The 17207-nt window shown below is 63.1% G+C and carries 21 protein-coding genes and 1 tRNA gene; 9 read left to right on the forward strand and 13 right to left on the reverse strand.

All coding sequences use genetic code 11. From position 1 onward, the window contains the following. The first annotated feature begins 79 nt into the window (after window positions 1–79). A complete protein-coding gene (locus NKH19_RS03990; RefSeq protein WP_352871905.1) occupies window positions 80–433 on the forward strand; it encodes a hypothetical protein in 354 nt (117 codons plus the stop codon). Between the two features lie 49 nt (window positions 434–482). On the opposite strand, the gene NKH19_RS03995 is transcribed toward NKH19_RS03990, so the two are convergent. Next, on the reverse strand, window positions 483–719 hold the full coding sequence (locus NKH19_RS03995; protein ID WP_352871906.1) for a hypothetical protein: 237 nt from the start codon (window positions 717–719) through the stop codon (window positions 483–485). Window positions 720–743: 24 nt separating this feature from the next. Next, window positions 744–881 carry a hypothetical protein gene (locus tag NKH19_RS04000; protein WP_352871907.1) on the reverse strand — a complete coding sequence of 46 codons (138 nt, stop codon included), beginning with the start codon at window positions 879–881 and terminating at the stop codon, window positions 744–746. A 155-nt stretch (window positions 882–1036) separates the two neighbouring features. On the opposite strand from NKH19_RS04000, the gene NKH19_RS04005 reads away from it, so the two are divergent. Further along, entirely contained in the window at window positions 1037–1252 is a 216-nt protein-coding gene (locus NKH19_RS04005; protein ID WP_352871908.1) for a hypothetical protein, read from the forward strand. A gap of 53 nt (window positions 1253–1305) precedes the next feature. Here the strand turns inward: NKH19_RS04005 and tolA are convergent, their stop codons facing one another. Further along, complete coding sequence (gene tolA / locus NKH19_RS04010; RefSeq protein ID WP_352871910.1) at window positions 1306–1674, reverse strand: cell envelope integrity protein TolA; 369 nt, start codon at window positions 1672–1674, stop codon at window positions 1306–1308. Window positions 1675–1728: 54 nt separating this feature from the next. Between tolA and NKH19_RS04015 the strand changes: the two genes are divergently transcribed. Then, complete coding sequence (locus NKH19_RS04015) at window positions 1729–2010, forward strand: hypothetical protein (protein WP_352871912.1); 282 nt, start codon at window positions 1729–1731, stop codon at window positions 2008–2010. 29 nt (window positions 2011–2039) lie between these two features. Here the strand turns inward: NKH19_RS04015 and NKH19_RS04020 are convergent, their stop codons facing one another. From NKH19_RS04020 to NKH19_RS04045, 6 genes are all read right to left on the reverse strand, one after another. Further along, window positions 2040–2849, reverse strand: coding sequence for a glutathione S-transferase family protein (locus tag NKH19_RS04020; RefSeq protein ID WP_352871913.1), 810 nt, complete (start codon window positions 2847–2849; stop codon window positions 2040–2042). Between the two features lie 21 nt (window positions 2850–2870). Continuing rightward, window positions 2871–3452, reverse strand: coding sequence for a VOC family protein (locus tag NKH19_RS04025; protein ID WP_352871915.1), 582 nt, complete (start codon window positions 3450–3452; stop codon window positions 2871–2873). Between the two features lie 402 nt (window positions 3453–3854). After that, entirely contained in the window at window positions 3855–4031 is a 177-nt protein-coding gene (locus NKH19_RS04030; protein ID WP_352871918.1) for a Flp family type IVb pilin, read from the reverse strand. Window positions 4032–4240: 209 nt separating this feature from the next. Further along, window positions 4241–4315, reverse strand: a tRNA-Glu gene (locus NKH19_RS04035). Between the two features lie 90 nt (window positions 4316–4405). After that, on the reverse strand, window positions 4406–4813 hold the full coding sequence (locus NKH19_RS04040; protein ID WP_352871920.1) for a VOC family protein: 408 nt from the start codon (window positions 4811–4813) through the stop codon (window positions 4406–4408). 30 nt (window positions 4814–4843) lie between these two features. Next, a complete protein-coding gene (locus NKH19_RS04045) occupies window positions 4844–5227 on the reverse strand; it encodes a fimbrial protein (protein WP_352871921.1) in 384 nt (127 codons plus the stop codon). Between the two features lie 26 nt (window positions 5228–5253). Between NKH19_RS04045 and NKH19_RS04050 the strand changes: the two genes are divergently transcribed. Both NKH19_RS04050 and rpoH read left to right on the forward strand, forming a co-directional pair. Then, window positions 5254–6294, forward strand: a complete 1041-nt coding sequence (locus tag NKH19_RS04050) for an RluA family pseudouridine synthase (protein WP_352871922.1) — start codon at window positions 5254–5256, stop codon at window positions 6292–6294. Between the two features lie 188 nt (window positions 6295–6482). Then, window positions 6483–7394: an RNA polymerase sigma factor RpoH gene (rpoH, locus tag NKH19_RS04055; RefSeq protein ID WP_023757412.1), complete on the forward strand. Its 912-nt coding sequence runs from the start codon at window positions 6483–6485 to the stop codon at window positions 7392–7394. Window positions 7395–7712: 318 nt separating this feature from the next. Here the strand turns inward: rpoH and NKH19_RS04060 are convergent, their stop codons facing one another. The 4 genes from NKH19_RS04060 to NKH19_RS04075 all read right to left on the reverse strand — a co-directional run bounded on the left by NKH19_RS04060 (window position 7713) and on the right by NKH19_RS04075 (window position 10270). After that, complete coding sequence (locus tag NKH19_RS04060; RefSeq protein WP_352871924.1) at window positions 7713–8585, reverse strand: MBL fold metallo-hydrolase; 873 nt, start codon at window positions 8583–8585, stop codon at window positions 7713–7715. Between the two features lie 145 nt (window positions 8586–8730). Further along, complete coding sequence (locus NKH19_RS04065; protein WP_352871926.1) at window positions 8731–9390, reverse strand: peroxiredoxin; 660 nt, start codon at window positions 9388–9390, stop codon at window positions 8731–8733. A 221-nt stretch (window positions 9391–9611) separates the two neighbouring features. Then, entirely contained in the window at window positions 9612–9977 is a 366-nt protein-coding gene (locus NKH19_RS04070) for a cell division protein ZapA (protein WP_352871927.1), read from the reverse strand. 20 nt (window positions 9978–9997) lie between these two features. Beyond that, complete coding sequence (locus NKH19_RS04075) at window positions 9998–10270, reverse strand: DUF4164 domain-containing protein (RefSeq protein ID WP_013529251.1); 273 nt, start codon at window positions 10268–10270, stop codon at window positions 9998–10000. 263 nt (window positions 10271–10533) lie between these two features. On the opposite strand from NKH19_RS04075, the gene tkt reads away from it, so the two are divergent. The 4 genes from tkt (at window position 10534) to NKH19_RS04095 (ending at window position 17137) form a co-directional block, all read left to right on the forward strand. Further along, on the forward strand, window positions 10534–12525 hold the full coding sequence (gene tkt / locus NKH19_RS04080; RefSeq protein ID WP_352871928.1) for a transketolase: 1992 nt from the start codon (window positions 10534–10536) through the stop codon (window positions 12523–12525). A 153-nt stretch (window positions 12526–12678) separates the two neighbouring features. Next, complete coding sequence (gene gap, locus NKH19_RS04085; RefSeq protein ID WP_352871930.1) at window positions 12679–13689, forward strand: type I glyceraldehyde-3-phosphate dehydrogenase; 1011 nt, start codon at window positions 12679–12681, stop codon at window positions 13687–13689. A gap of 217 nt (window positions 13690–13906) precedes the next feature. Next, complete coding sequence (locus NKH19_RS04090; RefSeq protein ID WP_352871931.1) at window positions 13907–15796, forward strand: potassium/proton antiporter; 1890 nt, start codon at window positions 13907–13909, stop codon at window positions 15794–15796. A 144-nt stretch (window positions 15797–15940) separates the two neighbouring features. Beyond that, window positions 15941–17137: a phosphoglycerate kinase gene (locus NKH19_RS04095; protein WP_352871932.1), complete on the forward strand. Its 1197-nt coding sequence runs from the start codon at window positions 15941–15943 to the stop codon at window positions 17135–17137. Window positions 17138–17207: the final 70 nt, after the last annotated feature.

Here is a 17207-nt window from a genome sequence, read left to right on the forward strand (position 1 = left end):
ACCGGCACGAGCTGCGTTGTTCCGCCCGGTTGTCGGCGGGACCGAAGCCGCTATATAAGCGCTGGCAGGGGTAATGCTGATGTCTGGACGGATCGTGCCTTTTTTCATGGGGCTGGCGCTGCTTTTGGGCAGCGGCTGCTCGCGCAGTTATGACGGCACCGTCGTCATCCCGAGGCCGCTCGATGTCCGGCGGTTCTGGGACCGGCCACCCCCTAATGTCGACTACGGGCCTTCCGAGGTCGAGAACAGTGCCTTTCCGGTGGCGCCACAACCGCCGAGGCGATTTTCCGACAGCAAAGTGATGACGCATGCCGCGCCGAGACGGCACCAGACGAGGCTGCCCGCGTCAGCCTCTCTATCCGCCCCGGCGAAGCCGCTGGTATGCAGGAACGTCAGCGAACCCGGCAAGAGGGCTCGCATGGTCTGCGACTAGATGGCGGTCAAACGAGAAGCGATCGGCAAATAGCTTCGGTGAACTGCCCTCACAGCGAGGCTGCGCCCTTTTTCGGCTGTTTCGCGCCGAGCTTGTCGAGTGCGAGACGAACCTGACGCAAATCGTCCTGCCAGCCGTCATCGTCGTCCATCGGGCTCTCCGAGGCCGCCCGCTGCAGCCCGCGCGCCTCGGATTCGATCTCGCGCAGTTCAGCGATTTTCTGTTCGGTGGTCAGGGAGTCGTCTTCGACGATCTCCAGCACCCGCATTTCCCTGAACGTAGCCATGGCATTTCTCCTGGCTGATGTCGATCACAACGCCGTGAACGCCTCTCTGTTCCGGATCGCAAGGGCGTTCGCTGCAATAGATTTTGACAGTTGCATGCCTTGAAATTCATCGCGGCCGCCGGCACTTCGGTGTACCGGCTTGCGCATGTCGAGCGCGGCCATCTGATCGGTTTCAAGGCTGGCGTCGCCCCACGTGTAGGGTGGCAATGATCGTCGATGGCCTGCGGCGCGACGAACCCGTGATATCCGCCGTTGCCGCCGGGCGCCTTTGAAACCTTTGCCCCGTCTTCGGCGTTCAGTGGCCAAGGAGAACGCAGATGTCGATCCACTTCACGGTCTCGGACCTGACAAGAAACCTGTTTCACTCACTGGGACTGGATCACGAGCGCGCGCCAAGGCCTCTCAACCCCGAGCAAAGCCTGTTGTTGGAATGCTATCTGGCCGGCCAGGTGCCGGAATCGGCCTGGAACGACTATGTCTTCGAGACGCCCGACCTTGCCCGGCATGCCGAGGCAAGGCGCGGCCACCACTGAGCCGGCGAGCCGTGCGCACGGCTGCGGTACAGTGACTTGCACAGCTTACGGGCTTACTTCGGAGAGGCGAACTGCAACGTGAACACGTTGCCAGCGATGCCTTGCGCCAGCTTCGGCGAAAAGGTCAGCGGCAGACATTTCCGCAAGGCCGTTGTTGCTGCCTCGACAAACGATTTTTTTGCGTTGGAATCGCCATCCACCTTGATGGCCGTCGGCCTCGGTGGACCGATCAGCGTGCCGTCCCGCCTGAAGCTGAAGCTCAAGGTCACGCTGGCGGTTCCGGCGTCCGCCGGTGGCGTCCAGCATGCCTGGATGGCGGCCCCGACATCGTTCATGGTGTTGAGTTCAGCCGCATTCGAAGGATAAACGGCGCTCGCCAGCATCACGCCCGCAACCGCGACCCGCCTCGCAACGCTTTTCATCGCCAGCCCTCATCTCACGCCTGACCGACAATCCATGCCGGACTGCCGAAATGGATGGTAGGGCCGACGCCGGCAATGACAATATCTCCCGGCAAAGATGACGCCGAAAAAGCGACACCGGACGCGGCTTGCGTGGCCCAATCGCTGCTCGATCATGTCCGGATAGCACAATGCCAGGAAAAGTGTGAAACGGTTTTCCGTCCCGGAATTGCGTCAAACAAGGAGATGGCGCGCGAAAAGCAAAAAGGCCGGCATGGCGCCGACCTTTCCTATCGCTACGACGTTCTGCGCCAGTACATCCGTGGTCGCGGGCCGAAAGCGAATTACCGGCAGTAGACAGGGCTTTGGTTAACGAGTCCTTAAGCTCAGGCCTTGGCCTGCGACTTCACATAGGCGATGTAGCCGCGCACGTCGCCGGCCGGCTCGCTATACGCCTTGCCGAGCTTCTTCTCGACCGCTGCCACATAGTCCTTCGCCCATTTGGGCAGGACATAGTCGATGACGGCCAGGAATTCGAGCGTCGCCGCCAGGCGGATGTCGGCGATGGACGGGTTCTTGCCGCCGATGAACGGCTTGCCGTCCCTGAAGAAGCTGTGGAAGACCTCCAGCGGCTCGGCGATCGCGGCCATCGCGGCCTTCTGGGCTTCGGACTTCTTGTCTGGATGGGCGTCGCTGTGACCGACCTCGCCGGCATACTGCGGAAAACCGAGGAAGGGATAGGTGGCGCGCGCCACATAAGGGTAGAGCGTACCGACCAGGTAGAACATGGCGCTGTCGATCATCGCCCGCTTGGCCGGCGCCTTCGGATAGAATTTCTCCAGCCCGTGCTTGTTGGAGAGGTATTGCATGATGGCGCAGCTTTCCCACAACACGCCTCTGGGAAGGCCCTTGTCCTCGATCATCGGCGTCAAATGGGCGGGGTTGCGCGCCATGAATTCCGGCGAGCGGGTGTGGCCCCAGGCATCGGTCTCGGCGGCATCCAGCCCGGCCGCGCGCGCGAACACCCGAACCGTCATGTTGTTGACGCTGGGCTTCAGCATGCTGAGCTTCACGCCAGGCCTCTTCGCCGGCTTCGCCCTGGCCCTAGGCGCGGCTTTTGCCGTCGCCTTCGTGGCGGGCTTGGCGGCTGCTTTGGCCGCGGATTTCTTCGCACTCTTCGTCGCTGTCTTGGCCATGTGTTCCTCCCTCTGGTCTGTTCAGTATGGGTTCTTCGGTGCCCGGTCGTCCGACAAGGTTGCGCGGGAACGCTCGACGAGCGCCTGGATCGCATCGGCGAGGTGCACTTCCGCGATGTTGTAGTCGCCGCGCGCGACACGCAGCGTGTGCGCTTCCATCAGCACGTCCGCATGTGTGAAGCCCGCCGGCGGCTCGAAACGGTAGGACGCCAGTTCGATCAGCAGGCCGAGCGGATCCTCGAAATAGATCGAATCCATGAAGCCGCGATCCTTGACGCCGCTGTGTTTGATGCCGCGCTCGTCGAGCCGTGCGACCGCCTGCAGGAAGGTGACGCGCGACACCGAAAAAGCGATGTGGTGGACGCAACCCGGTTCGGTCGGCGTGCGCCGTTTCTCCGGCGTGCGGCTCTCGTCGGTGAAGATGGTGATCAGCCGGCCGTCGCCCGGATCGAAATAGAGATGGCTTTCGCTCGCCTTGTCGAGGTTCGGCTGCTCGAAGATGAACGGCATGCCGAGCACGCCTTCCCAGAAATCGATCGAGGTCTGGCGCCCGGCGCCGACCAGCGTGATGTGATGGACGCCCTGCGATTGCAGTTTCTGCATCGGCCTTCTCCCCATGGCATCAACTGTCCGCCCGGATCTGCCCGGCACCCCGCGCTCTGCGCGCCGCTTGAGCCTAGGAATCCATGAAGGGATGCTAATGCAATCGGCCCCGCCGCGCCAGAAGCGACGAAAGCGGCGACGCAAAGGGGTAAAGCCGAGATCGGTTGGCTGTGTCAGGCACTTGCGCGGTGAGGAAGATACGCGGCACGCCTCGCAAAGGGACTTCGGGGAGGCGATGCAGATGGCCGTGGCTAAGATGAAACAGGAGCGCGCAGTGCTCGGCTATAGGCGGCGTCGCCAGTACGGCAAGTAGCGTGCCGTGCCGGATATTGGCAGGTACACGCTACGCTTTTGGAGGCCGAAGTCGACCAATCCGGCCGGTGGGCCGAACCGAATACCGACTTACGACCCGCTGCTGTTGACCGTAGTGCCTATATTCGTGAACATGCCGTTGAGCGAATTGCCGACCGCGCCGGCGCCGGTGATGATCGCCAGCGCGATAAGAGCCGCGATTAGGCCATACTCGATCGCGGTCGCGCCAGACTCGTCCCGAGCGAAACGGTAGATTATTTTCCGCATTTCAATCTCCTTGGCTAATAAAGGTAATACTAATATACGGCCGCGAGTTGCGGGGCGGTTAAGGTTCTCGGTTGCGAGTCAGTTAATATTTGCCAGAGAAATGAAATGAAGGCTGGGGCCGCGGGTGCCATCGCGGTCTTCAAGGTTGCGGCCACAAGGTGGGCGCCCGGGATGGCGCGATGGCATTCTGCGAATTTGTTGAAATTCCTTGGTACGCCCAAGGGGAATCGAACCCCTGTTCCCGCCGTGAGAGGGCGGTGTCCTGACCGCTAGACGATGGGCGCGTTCAAGAACCGGCGATATAGGCTGACGGCTGGGAAAAAGCAACTGGGGTTCGGCCGCTTTACCGCTTCGAGGAAAAGGCGGCCGTCAGCCTATCGTTTTGGCTCGATCAGGTCCCAGAGATTGCCGTGCAGGTCGGCGAAAACGGCGACCGTACCGTAGGGCTCGAAGCGCGGCGCTTCGCGGAATTCGACGCCCTTCTCCAGCATCGCTGCGTGGTCGCGGGCAAAATCGTCGGTTTCGAGGAACAGGAAGACCCGGCCGCCGGTCTGGTTGCCGATGCTTTTGCTCTGTGCCTCGTCGGAAGCCTCGGCCAGCAGCAGCCTGGCGCCTTGCCCGTTGGCTGGCGCCACCGTGACCCAGCGCTTGCCGCCGCCGAGATCGACGTCCTCGATGAGCAGAAAGCCCAGCCGATCGACATACCAGTCGATCGCCTCGTCATAGCTGGCGACGACCAGGGCGACGGTCGCGACGCGGCGGTGTTCGGCGAACCCGGTCATGCCTGAGGCTTGCGCATCGTTACTGCCCGCTCATTTGTTGCGGATCGCAAAACGGCCGAGCAGGCGGCGCTCGGCGATGTCGTAGACGAAGATCGTGCGGCTGCCGTCGGCAAGCTCGGCATCGATGGAGACGCGATTGCCGGACAGCGATTGGCTGACCACCTTGGCACCGACCGGCAGCACGATATCGCCGTTGATCGGTTCGCCGGCGGGGGTCTGGATATCGCCAGCCAGCGGCGGGTTCTCAGGAGATGCTTTGCGGGATTTGTAGACAACCGCCGCGATCACCACCATAAGAGCCAGCAAAAGCAGGCCGAGATTGATGGCCATGAAGCGGACGAGCTTGCCACGCACCTTGTCGATCTCGGGGTCGAGCGGCTTTTCTTCGTCTTCGTCGGCAGCGGGCCGGGCCATGGCAAACATTCCGGAACGGTTTTTCAATGAGCGCTCATAGCGAAGAGGCCCCTGAATTGATAGAGGCCGCGCCGACCGTGCTGGTAGCAGGCGCGGATGCGGCCGGTCAGCGCCTCGACCAGTGGCTGGCGGCAAGCCTCGGCCCGGACATGTCGCGCAGCCGCGTGCAGATGCTGATCAGGCAGGGCGCGGTGAGCGTCGACGGCAAACCGGTCGACGAGACCAAGCGCAAGATGGCGCCAGGCGAAAGCGTGTCGGTCGCCATGCCGGAGCCGGAGCCGGCCGAGCCGCAAGGCGAGAACATCGCGCTTGATGTCCTCTATGAGGACGACGAGCTGATCGTCATCAACAAGCCGGCGGGGCTTGTCGTGCATCCCGGCGCCGGCAATTGGACCGGCACGCTGGTCAATGCGCTGATCCATCACTGCGGTGACAGCCTTTCCGGCATCGGCGGCGTGCGCCGGCCGGGCATCGTGCACCGCCTCGACAAGGAGACCAGCGGCGTCATGGTGGTCGCCAAGACCGACCGCGCCCACAAGTCGCTGTCCGAAGCCTTCGCCGATCACGGCCTGACCGGCGATCTCGAACGAGCCTATCTGGCGCTGGTCTGGGGCATACCGCAGAGGCCGACCGGAAAGGTCGATGCGCCGCTCGGCCGCGCCGCCGATCGCGTGCGCCGTGCCGTGGTGCCGGAGGGACGCGACGACGCCCGCCATGCCGTTACCCACTTTGCCGTGCAGGAGCGCTTCGGCGAGACACAGCAGGAATTCGCGACCGCCAGCCTAGTCGAGTGCCGGCTGGAGACCGGCCGAACCCACCAGATCCGCGTCCACATGGCGCATATCGGCCATCCCGTGATCGGCGACCCAGACTATGGCCAGGCCTTCCGCACCAAGGCCAACCGGCTGCCCGAACCGCTGAAAAGCCAGGTCAAGGCTTTTCCCCGACAAGCTTTGCACGCCTGGCTCCTTTCATTTCGCCATCCGAGTACCCATCTAACGATGAGGTTCGAAGCACCTATACCGAGGGATATGGAGAAACTCGTAAGCGGCTTTCGCAAGCTCTGAACCTGTCCAGAAAACTTGAGCAGCATTGTTCACTTCAACGTGACACACTGTTTCGTGTTGAACAAATGCCTGTCTTTTCTGGGTTTGTTCCTGTATAACAACTGACGTCGCGAGCGAGCCGTTTGGTGCTCGCGTCACATGCCCGCCGCGTTTCGGGGGCATCACTCCAATAGAGAGGGGGCGCTATCATGGCCCAGTCATTGCCCAGTATCGTTTCCGGCGAAGGCGGCCTCAGCCGCTACCTGGAAGAAATCCGCCGCTTTCCCATGCTGCAGCCGCAGGAAGAGTACATGCTCGCCAAGCGTTACGCCGAGCATGAAGACACTACCGCTGCGCACAAGCTGGTCACCAGCCACCTCAGGCTCGTCGCCAAGATCGCCATGGGCTATCGCGGCTACGGCCTGCCGATCGGCGAAGTGATCTCGGAAGGCAATGTCGGCCTGATGCAGGCCGTCAAGAAATTCGAACCCGAGCGCGGCTTTCGCCTCGCGACCTATGCCATGTGGTGGATCAAGGCCTCGATCCAGGAGTACATCCTGCGCTCGTGGAGCCTGGTCAAGATGGGCACGACCGCCAATCAGAAGCGCCTGTTCTTCAACCTGCGCAAGGTGAAGGGCAAGATCCAGGCGCTCGACGACGGCGACTTGAAGCCCGACCAGATCGCCGAGATCGCCACCAGGCTGAACGTTTCCGAAGCCGAAGTGGTGTCGATGAACCGCCGCCTGTCGGGCGACGCCTCGCTCAACGCCCCGATCCGGGCGAGCGAAGGTGAGTCCGGCGAATGGCAGGACTGGCTGGTCGACGACCACGAAAGCCAGGAAGAGATGCTGATCGAGCAGGACGAGCTGGAAAACCGGCGCGGCATGCTGTCGGGCGCCCTTGCCGTGCTCAACGAGCGCGAGCGGCGCATCTTCGAGGCCCGTCGCCTCGCCGAGGAGCCGCTGACGCTGGAAGAGCTGTCGTCCGAGTTCGACATCAGCCGCGAGCGCGTGCGCCAGATCGAGGTGCGCGCCTTCGAGAAGGTGCAGGATGCCGTCAAGGCCGCCGCCAAGCGCCAGACGCAGGCGCTGCGCACGATCGAGGCGCAGCCGGCGGCGTAGCCGGGATCGGTAATGAAACAAAAAGGCGGCGCCAGGAAACTGGCGCCGCCTTTTTGTGTCTACGGTTGCGCGGGCGATTGGCGAAAACCAGGGCGACAGCCAATCTCCCCCCTTGCGGGGGAGATGTCCGGCAGGACAGAGGGGGGTGTGAAGGATCGCTACTTTTCGGCGTTAGTCACCCAACCGAAAGACTGAAGGCATAGCCACAATTAACTGACAGGTCGGAGGGGCAGCACCCCCCTCTGCCCTGCCGGGCATCTCCCCCGCAGGTGGGGAGATCGGCAGTTTCACCGGCCGCGCCCGCCACAGAAATACTCCTCAAAACCCATCCAGCGGAAACTTCAGATAGCGCCTTCCATTGGCTTCCGGTTCCGGCAGCCGCCCGCCATTCATATTCACCTGCAGCGCATGCAGGATCAGCCGCGGCATCGGCAATGTCTTGTCGCGCGCTTCGCGCAAGGCGACGAACTCGGCCTCGGTGTGCGCCGCAACCAGGTGGACATTCTTCGCCCTTTGCTCAGCAACAGTGCTCTCCCAACGCGGCTCGCGGCCACCCTCCTGGTAGTCATGGCCAACGAATACCCGCGTGTCGTCCGGTAATGCCAGGATGCCCTGGATCGAGCGCCACAGCCGCGCCGCGCTGCCACCGGGAAAGTCTGCCCTTGCCGTGCCGCTGTCGGGTATGAACAGCGTATCGTGGATGAAGGCTGCATCACCAACGACGTAGGTGATCGAAGCCAGTGTATGGCCGGGCGAGAACAGCACCTTGACCGGAAGGCTGCCGATCCGAAAGGTATCGCCTTCGCCAAACAGCCTGTCCCACTGCGAGCCGTCGGCGGGAAAATCCGGCCAGTTGTAGATCGCCTTCCACAGTTTCTGGACCTCGATGACCCTGTCGCCGATCGCCGTCGGCGCGCCGGTCTTCTCATGAAGATAATGCGCCGCCGAGAAATGATCGGCATGCGGATGGGTATCGAGGATCCACTCGAGTTCCAGTCCGTTTGCCCGGATGAAGTCCAGCAAGGCATCGGCGCTTTTCGTTGCCGTCGCGCCGGATCTCTCGTCGAAATCGAGGATCGGATCGATGATGGCGCAGCGCTTCGTCGCCGGGTCGGCGACGACATACTGTATGGCTCCGGTCGGCTTGTCGTAAAAGCCGCTGACCAGCGGCTTGGCCAAAGCTGCGTCCAATTTCCGGCCCCCTGCCTATCGCTCTGGCAGGAATGATTTTCTCTGCCGGAATGAACTAAGAGCATGGTCATCTAGCAAGGCGAGCTCGTCAAGCACGCCTTGCCAGAAACAGGACAAAAATCGAAAACGACCCGGTCGAGAAAACCTAGGCCGACGGCTGCTTGGTCTTCCTGAGATAGGGCAGGATTGTCTCGTAAGCGCCGAAACGCTTGATCGCATCCTCGTTGGAAACGGCGGCGGTGATGATGACATCCTCTCCCTGCTTCCAGTTCGCCGGCGTCGCCACCTGGTGTTTAGCGGTCAGCTGCATGGAATCGACCGCGCGCAGGATCTCGTCGAAGTTGCGGCCCGTGGTCATCGGGTAGGTCAGCACCAGCTTGATCTTCTTGTCCGGTCCGATGACGTAGACCGAGCGTACCGTGGCGTTGTCGGCGGGCGTGCGGCCCTCCGACGTCTCGCCGGCTCCGCCCGGCAGCATGTCGTAGAGCTTGGCGACCTTGAGATCCTTGTCGCCGATCAGCGGATACTGCACCGTTTGGCCGGTCGCCGTCTTGATGTCGTCCTGCCATTTGCCATGGCTTTCGACCGGATCGACCGAAATACCGATGATCTTGACGTTGCGCTTCTTGAACTCGCCCTCGAGCCCGGCCATCGTGCCAAGCTCGGTCGTGCAGACCGGCGTGAAGTTCTTCGGGTGAGAGAACAGGATCGCCCAGCCGTCACCAATCCATTCATGGAACTTGATCGTCCCTTGCGTGGTCTCGGCGCTGAAGTCCGGCGCGATATCGTTGATACGAAGGCTCATGGCATATCTCCCCTGTAAACAGATTCCGCTAGAAGCAAGAGGCGGCAGATCATGCCGCCATCACATGTCCACGCTCCGGCAATCCCCGCATCTTAGCGCAAAAATCGCGGCCGCGAGATAATATCAAACTCTTGTCGGCGGCAGAGCGAGAATTTTCATGCTGCCGGCGGCACCGCCAGCGGATGAGAGCCTGGGGTTGAACTCGAAAGCTGCGCTTTGCCTCAGGCCTTGTTGACCGCCAAGGTCGCCGTCAGGTCTTCCATCCGCTGTGCCAGCGCGCCAAGCGCGTTGGTCAGCACGCTGTCGTTCTTGTCGGCCTTGGTCAGCGCATCGTCGCGCGTCTTGCGCAAGGTCAGCACTTCGCTCTCCATGCCCTTGACGCGCTTCTGCAGCTCCGAGAGTTCGTCCATCACCATGATGCCGGCCATCACCGTCAGCCGCTGGTCGCCGATCTCGCCAAAGGAGTCCTTCAGATGCGAGACATAGCGGTCGAAACGTTCGGCAAGGTCGATCAGATGATCTTCCTGGCCTTCGTCGCAGGCCATCCGATACTGTTTGCCGTCGATGGAAACCGTGACTTGAGCCATGAGCCTACCTGTCCAGCCCCCTACCTGTCCAACACAGCGCGGATGGTTTCCATGGCGGTCACCAGCCGTCGCGAGACTTCCTTGTTGGCGTCTTCCAGCCGTTCGGCGCGCGCTTCGGAATTGTCGAGTTCCTGCGCCAGCCGGGAACGGTCGGCATTCATCCGCTGCACCTCGGCCTCGGCTTCCGAGTAATCGCGTTCATGCTCGAGCTTGGCCGCGACGGCGTTTTCCAGCCCCTCGATGGCCTTGCCCAGCCTGGCGATGACTTCCTTGAGTGTGGCTTCCCCGGTCATGGCCTTCGTCCTGTGCCCTGCCCATCACCGAATCGTTCGCGTTCAGAACGCGTTATCCAGGAAACATTAGGCACCGGGTGAAGGCAACGTCAACAAAGCTCTCGCGACTGTCCCCTGCTAACGCTAATGTAGACCCGCCGCCGGCATCACAAGGCCGGCAAATGTGCACCCGATTTGTTGACTAAAAGCGCGCGCCTGCTATGTGTCGCGCACCCTTTTCAAGGGCTCTCCCAAGCCCCCAAACCCCCACTTCTGGAGGAACCATGACGTCGCGTGAACAACATGACCGGATGGCCAATGCGATCCGCTTTCTCTCCATGGATGCCGTCGAGAAGGCGAATTCCGGCCATCCCGGCCTGCCCATGGGCTGCGCCGACATCGCCACGGTACTGTTCACGCGCTTCCTGAAATATGATCCCAAGGCCCCGCACTGGGCCGACCGCGACCGTTTCATCCTGTCGGCCGGCCATGGCTCGATGCTGCTCTATTCACTGCTGCATCTGACCGGCTACGAAGACATGACCATCGACCAGATCAAGCACTTCCGCCAGTTGGGATCGAAGACCGCCGGACACCCCGAATACGGCCATGCCGCCGGCATCGAGACGACGACCGGCCCGCTCGGCCAGGGCCTCGCCAATTCGGTCGGCTTCGCGCTCGGCGAGCGCATCATGAACGCCGCCTTCGGCAACGACCTCGTCGATCACTACACCTATGTGCTGGCCGGCGACGGCTGCCTGATGGAAGGTGTGTCCCAGGAAGCCATCGCGCTTGCCGGCCACCTCAAGCTCAACAAGCTGATCGTCTTCTGGGACAACAACAACATCTCGATCGACGGTCCGGTGTCGCTGTCCGACAACACCGATCAGGTCGCCCGCTTCCAAGCCTCCGGCTGGAATGCCAGCCATATCGACGGCACCGATCCGGAAGCCATCGCCTATGCCATCGAAGCCGCCCGTCATTCCGACAAGCCGACGATGATCGCCTGCAAGACGACCATCGGCTTCGGTGCGCCAACCAAGGCCGGCACCAACAAGGCGCACGGTTCGCCGCTCGGCGCCGAAGAGATCGCCGGCGCGCGGAAGTTCTTCAACTGGGATTCGCCGCCTTTCGATATCCCGGCCGACATCCTCGACGCCTGGCGCACCGCCGGCAGGGCCGGCGTCAAGGCGCGGACCGACTGGGAAGGCCGCCTGGCCAAGGCCGACGCAAAGCTGAAGGCCGAGTTCGAACGCCGAATCGATGGCAAGCTGCCATCCAATTTCGACGCCGTCATTGCCGACTACAAGAAGAAGCTCGCCGCCGACAAGCCGAAGGTCGCCACCCGCAAATCGTCCGAGATGGCGCTGGAAGTCATCAACGGCGCCGTGCCCGAGACCATCGGCGGTTCCGCCGACCTGACCGGCTCCAACAACACCAAGACCAGCCAGACCAAGAACATCACGTCGGACGATTATGGCCAGCGCTATGTCCACTACGGCGTCCGTGAGCACGGCATGGCGGCCGCGATCAACGGCCTGACGCTGCATGGCGGCCTCATCGCCTATGGCGGCACCTTCCTGTGCTTCTCCGACTATGCCCGTCCGTCGATGCGGCTGGCATCGCTGATGGGCATCCGCTCGATCTTCGTCATGACCCATGATTCCATCGGTCTGGGCGAAGACGGCCCGACCCACCAGCCGGTCGAGCATCTGGCCGCATTGCGCGCCATCCCCAACCACAATGTCTTCCGCCCGGCCGACGCGGTGGAAACCGCCGAGTGCTGGCAGATCGCCCTTGCATCGGAAAAGACGCCGTCGACGCTGGCGCTGACCCGCCAGAACCTGCCGACGGTGCGCAACGAATTTGTCGCTGAGAATCTCAGCAGCCAGGGCGCCTATGAACTGGCCGCGGCCAGCGGCGAGGCGGCGGTGACGATCTTCGCCACCGGCTCCGAGGTCGAGATCGCGCTCGGCGCCCGCGACCTGCTGGAAAAGCATGGCCATCCCACCCGCGTCGTCTCGGTGCCTTGCTTCGAACTGTTCGACCAGCAGAGCGCCGACTATCGCAAGAAGACGATCGGCAACGCACCGATCAAGATGGCGATCGAAGCCGGCATCCGCCAGGGCTGGGATCATCTGATCGGCTCCGACGGCATCTTCATCGGCATGACCGGCTTCGGCGCTTCGGGCACCATCGAACAGCTTTATCCGCATTTTGGCATCACCGCCGAAGCTGCGGCCAAGGCGGCGGAAGCCCGCCTGCATGCCAATTAGGTTCAAAGCCGGCGAAATCGCGCAACGCGGTTTCGCCGGGCTGGCCCAACCTAATCGATTTAAATCCACGTCGCCGCGGCTGGATTCTTTCCGCTTCCGCCGCTATGAAACCGCGGACCCATTGTCTGCCGTCCAGCTCCCAGGGAGAGAATAATGACCGTCAGAGTTGCCATCAACGGATTCGGCCGCATCGGCCGTAACATCCTGCGCGCCATCCATGAATCCGGCCGCAAGGACATCGACGTCGTCGCCGTCAACGACCTCGGCCCGGTCGAGACCAACGCGCACCTCCTGCGCTATGACAGCGTGCACGGCCGTTTCCCGCATGAAGTCTCGGTATCCGGCGACCAGATCACCGTCGGCAAGGAGACGTTCAAGGTCACCGCGATTAAGGATCCGACGCAGCTGCCGTGGAAGGAACTCGGCATCGACATCGCGCTCGAATGCACCGGCATCTTCACCGCCCGCGACAAGGCCGCCGCGCACCTGACCGCCGGCGCCAAGCGCGTGCTGGTCTCGGCGCCCGCTGACGGCGCCGACCTCACCGTGGTCTACGGCATCAACCACGACCAGCTGACCAAGGACCACATCATCATCTCGAATGCGTCGTGCACCACCAACTGCCTGGCGCCGCTGGCCGCCGTGCTGCACGAGACGGTCGGCATCGAAAAAGGCATGATGACGACCATCCATTCCTACACCGGCGATCAGCCGACGCTGGACACCATGCACAAGGATCTCTACCGCGGCCGCGCCGCCGCGCTGTCGCAGATCCCGACCTCGACGGGTGCCGCCAAGGCGATCGGCCTGGTGCTCCCGGACCTCAAGGGCAAGCTCGACGGCATCTCGATCCGCGTGCCGACCCCGAACGTCTCGGTCGTCGATTTCAAGTTCATCGCCAAGCGTGCGACCACGGTGCAGGAGATCAACGACGCGGTGATCGCCGCCTCCAACGGCAAGCTCAAGGGCATCCTCGGCGTCACCCATCACCCGAACGTCTCGATCGACTTCAACCACGATCCGCGGTCCTCGATCGTGGCGCTCGACCAGACCAAGGTGATGGACGGCAACTTCGTTTCGGTGCTGTCCTGGTACGACAATGAATGGGGGTTCTCCAACCGCATGGGCGATACAGCAGTCGCCTTCGGCAAGACCATCGCCTGATCGCGGACCCGTCTTCTCGATACTTGAAACGCCCGGCTTCGTCCGGGCGTTTTTCATGAGCGTGCCTTGCGCCTTCACAATTGGTGTCCTAAGCGCCAAAACATCCAAAAATCAGCGGCATAGAGTAAAAAACCACCCCGCCGCCTTGCACTGGTCATGTCTTCGCCCCACTCTGCCGTAAAGCGAGAGAAAGAGGAATTCGAGGGGCAAATCACGGATGGAGCATGCGATCTATCTCGTCACGCTGGTCGGTACAGCGCTTGTCGTCGCCGCCGCCTTTTCGAGCCTGATCGCCTTCCGCTTCGGCGCCCCTCTTCTGCTCCTGTTTCTTTGCATTGGCTTGGCCACCGGCACCGACGGTCTCGGCATCCATTTCGACAATGCCCGCATCGCCTATTTTGCCGGCTCACTGGCGCTCGCCGTCATCCTGTTCGATTCCGGCTTCGGCACGCCACTCAACGCCTTGCGGCAGGCGGCAGGCCCGGCCCTGTCGCTGGCGACCTTCGGCGTACTTGTCACCACCGGCCTGTTCGGCGCCGCCGCCCACTATCTGCTCCACCTGACCTGGCTGGAATCCTTCCTGCTCGGCGCCGCTGTCGCCTCCACCGATGCCGCGGCCGTGTTCTTCCTGCTGCGCGCGGGCGAGATCAATCTGCGCGAACGCGTGCGCTCTACGCTGGAGGTGGAATCCGGCACCAACGACCCGATCGCCATCTTCCTGACCATCACCTTGGTCGAGGTCATCGCCGCCCACGCCAACCCAGAGACAAATGTCCTGGTCACCAGCCTGTTCCTCGGCTTCCTCCTCAACATGGGTCTCGGCGCCATCGTCGGCGTGCTCGGCGGCCTCGCCATCGTACGCCTCGTCGACCGGCTCAATCTCGACCACGGCCTGCTGCCGATCTTCGTATTGACCTTGTCGCTGATGGTGTTTGCCGCCGCCGGCGCCATTGGCGGCTCGGGCTTCCTGGCGGTCTATATCGCCGGCCTCATCGCCGGCAACTTCGACATCCGCGCCGTCACCATCCTCAAGCGCTTCCAGGACGGTATGTCATGGTTGGCGCAGATCATCATGTTCCTCATCCTTGGCCTGTTCGCGACGCCGTCGCAGTTTCCGGCGATCATGGTGCCGGCGGTGCTGCTCGGCCTGTTCCTGATGTTCGTCGCGCGGCCGATCGCGGTCTGGCTGTGCCTGGTCCCATTCCGCCTGCCGCGTCCCGAGGTCGCCTTCGTTTCCTGGGTCGGCCTGCGCGGCGCGGTGTCGATCCTGCTCGCCATCACCCCGCTGCTCGGCGGCCTGGAAAACGGCCGTGTCATCTTCAACACCGCTTTCATCATCGTGCTGGTGTCGCTGGTCATCCAGGGCTGGACGGTCGGGCCGCTGGCCCGCCGCCTCGGCCTGATCGTGCCGGCGCGCCTTGGACCGCTGGACAAGGTCGAGCTGGAATTGCCGGGCTCGGCCCATCACGAGCTTCTCGCCTATCGCGTCGCACACGGCAGCCCGGTGGCGCGCGGCGAGCGCATCCCGCGCTGGGCACGGCCCTCGCTGGTGCTGCGCGACGGCCGCTCGATGCGCTTCCAGGACATGGGCCGGCTCGCCGCCGGCGACCAGGTCTACATCTTCGTGCCGGATCGCTATCCGCGCCTGCTCGACAAGCTGTTCGCCAGTCGCGCGGTGGTCGATCCCGAGGACGCCGATTTCTTCGGCGCTTTCGCCGTCGATCCGGCACGCTCCGCCGCCGAACTGGAAGTGGCCTATGGGCCCGGCCTCACCGACGCGGAGCAGCAACTGACCGTCGGCGCGCTGGTCACGGCGCGGCTCGGCGGCCATGCCGAATATGCCGACCGAGTGCTCCTCGGCCCGATCGAACTGATCGTTCGCGACGTCGACGACAAGGGCAAGATCACAGGCCTCGGCCTTTCCTTCGAGCCGACCGCGCCGGTGGCGCGGGTGCCGGTTTTCCTCAGCGCCGGCGAAATCGGCGACCGTCTCTCCGCCTTCATCCGCAACTGGCGCAAGCCTACCGAGACGCGGGCGGACGAGGCGCGGGTGGACGAGACGCCGACCCCGGAACCCGCGCCCGAAAAGGCGGCGCCCGGAAACTGACAGCTTCGATTGTCGGCGCTGCCCTTCATCCGGCCACGGCACAAAATCGTGCCGCCTTCAAAAATTCGTTTCGAACCCGGCCTAAGCCTTGCATCGTCGTTGGCGCGGGGTATGGTCCCCCGATTTTTCGCGAAAGGAACCCGAATGGCCGCCTTCAAGACACTCGACGACATCGGCAGCATCAGCGGTAAGCGCGTGCTGGTGCGCGTCGATCTCAACGTGCCCGTCACTGAGGGCAAGGTCACCGACGCCACCCGAATCGAACGCATTGCACCGACAATCGCCGAACTGTCCGGCAAAGGCGCCAAGGTCATCCTGCTTGCCCATTTCGGCCGGCCCAAGGATGGCCCCTCGCCCGAATTCTCGCTGGAGCCGATCGCCAAGGCGACGGCCGACGTGCTCGGCCGCCCCGTTGGCTTCGCCAGTGACTGCGTCGGCGACACGGCGGCAAGCGCCGTCGCCGCCATGAACAAGGGCGATGTGCTGCTGCTTGAAAACACCCGCTTCTACAAGGCCGAGGAAAAGAACGATCCGGCCTTCACCGAACGGCTCGCCGCCAATGGCGACATCTTCGTCAACGATGCCTTTTCCGCAGCGCACCGCGCCCATTCGTCGACCGAGGGGCTGGCGCATCTGTTGCCGGCCTTTGCCGGCCGCACCATGCAGGCCGAACTCGAAGCGCTGGAGAAGGGTCTGGGAAAACCGGTCCGTCCGGTCGTTGCCATCGTCGGTGGCGCCAAGGTTTCGACCAAGATCGACCTGCTGATGAACCTGGTGAAAAAGGTCGACGCGCTGGTCATCGGTGGCGGCATGGCCAACACCTTCCTTGCCGCGCGCGGCACCGATGTCGGCAAATCGCTGTGTGAGCATGATCTCGCCACGACCGCCAAGCAGATCATGATCGAGGCGGCCGAGGCCGGCTGCGCCATCATCCTGCCGGTCGACGGCGTCGTTGCCAAGGAATTCAAGGCGGGCGCGGCCTGCGAGACCGTCGCCATCTCGGATGTGCCGGCGGACGGCATGATCCTTGATGTCGGCGCCAGAACCGTGACGACCATCGGCGAATGGATCGACCGCGCCGCGACGCTGGTGTGGAACGGCCCGCTCGGCGCCTTCGAGATCGCGCCCTTCGACCATGCGACGGTGGCGGCGGCCAGGCACGCTGCTCAACGCACCAGAGCCGGCAAGCTGGTCTCGGTCGCCGGCGGCGGCGATACGGTGGCGGCGCTCAACCATGCCGGTGTCGCCGACGACTTCACCTATGTCTCGACCGCCGGCGGCGCCTTCCTGGAATGGATGGAAGGCAAACCGCTGCCCGGCGTCGATGTGCTCAAACGCTAGACACGCTTGGCGTCGCGGAACGCGGCAAACAAACAAGCCGATCAACACATGGAGAACGGGCGGGATCGTC

The organism is Mesorhizobium sp. M1338 (assembly GCF_040318045.1).
Taxonomy (GTDB): Bacteria; Pseudomonadota; Alphaproteobacteria; order Rhizobiales; family Rhizobiaceae; genus Mesorhizobium.

What these genes read in the sequence shown, in the direction of transcription:
- NKH19_RS03990 (WP_352871905.1), top strand. Translation starts at nt 80, where the DNA reads ATGTCTGGACGGATCGTGCCTTTTTTCATGGGGCTGGCGCTGCTTTTG.
- NKH19_RS03995 (WP_352871906.1), bottom strand. Translation starts at nt 719, where the DNA reads ATGGCTACGTTCAGGGAAATGCGGGTGCTGGAGATCGTCGAAGACGAC.
- NKH19_RS04000 (WP_352871907.1), bottom strand. Translation starts at nt 881, where the DNA reads ATGGCCGCGCTCGACATGCGCAAGCCGGTACACCGAAGTGCCGGCGGC.
- NKH19_RS04005 (WP_352871908.1), top strand. Translation starts at nt 1,037, where the DNA reads ATGTCGATCCACTTCACGGTCTCGGACCTGACAAGAAACCTGTTTCAC.
- tolA (WP_352871910.1), bottom strand. Translation starts at nt 1,674, where the DNA reads ATGAAAAGCGTTGCGAGGCGGGTCGCGGTTGCGGGCGTGATGCTGGCG.
- NKH19_RS04015 (WP_352871912.1), top strand. Translation starts at nt 1,729, where the DNA reads ATGGTAGGGCCGACGCCGGCAATGACAATATCTCCCGGCAAAGATGAC.
- NKH19_RS04020 (WP_352871913.1), bottom strand. Translation starts at nt 2,849, where the DNA reads ATGGCCAAGACAGCGACGAAGAGTGCGAAGAAATCCGCGGCCAAAGCA.
- NKH19_RS04025 (WP_352871915.1), bottom strand. Translation starts at nt 3,452, where the DNA reads ATGCAGAAACTGCAATCGCAGGGCGTCCATCACATCACGCTGGTCGGC.
- NKH19_RS04030 (WP_352871918.1), bottom strand. Translation starts at nt 4,031, where the DNA reads ATGCGGAAAATAATCTACCGTTTCGCTCGGGACGAGTCTGGCGCGACC.
- NKH19_RS04040 (WP_352871920.1), bottom strand. Translation starts at nt 4,813, where the DNA reads ATGACCGGGTTCGCCGAACACCGCCGCGTCGCGACCGTCGCCCTGGTC.
- NKH19_RS04045 (WP_352871921.1), bottom strand. Translation starts at nt 5,227, where the DNA reads ATGGCCCGGCCCGCTGCCGACGAAGACGAAGAAAAGCCGCTCGACCCC.
- NKH19_RS04050 (WP_352871922.1), top strand. Translation starts at nt 5,254, where the DNA reads ATGAGCGCTCATAGCGAAGAGGCCCCTGAATTGATAGAGGCCGCGCCG.
- rpoH (WP_023757412.1), top strand. Translation starts at nt 6,483, where the DNA reads ATGGCCCAGTCATTGCCCAGTATCGTTTCCGGCGAAGGCGGCCTCAGC.
- NKH19_RS04065 (WP_352871926.1), bottom strand. Translation starts at nt 9,390, where the DNA reads ATGAGCCTTCGTATCAACGATATCGCGCCGGACTTCAGCGCCGAGACC.
- NKH19_RS04070 (WP_352871927.1), bottom strand. Translation starts at nt 9,977, where the DNA reads ATGGCTCAAGTCACGGTTTCCATCGACGGCAAACAGTATCGGATGGCC.
- NKH19_RS04075 (WP_013529251.1), bottom strand. Translation starts at nt 10,270, where the DNA reads ATGACCGGGGAAGCCACACTCAAGGAAGTCATCGCCAGGCTGGGCAAG.
- tkt (WP_352871928.1), top strand. Translation starts at nt 10,534, where the DNA reads ATGACGTCGCGTGAACAACATGACCGGATGGCCAATGCGATCCGCTTT.
- gap (WP_352871930.1), top strand. Translation starts at nt 12,679, where the DNA reads ATGACCGTCAGAGTTGCCATCAACGGATTCGGCCGCATCGGCCGTAAC.
- NKH19_RS04090 (WP_352871931.1), top strand. Translation starts at nt 13,907, where the DNA reads ATGGAGCATGCGATCTATCTCGTCACGCTGGTCGGTACAGCGCTTGTC.
- NKH19_RS04095 (WP_352871932.1), top strand. Translation starts at nt 15,941, where the DNA reads ATGGCCGCCTTCAAGACACTCGACGACATCGGCAGCATCAGCGGTAAG.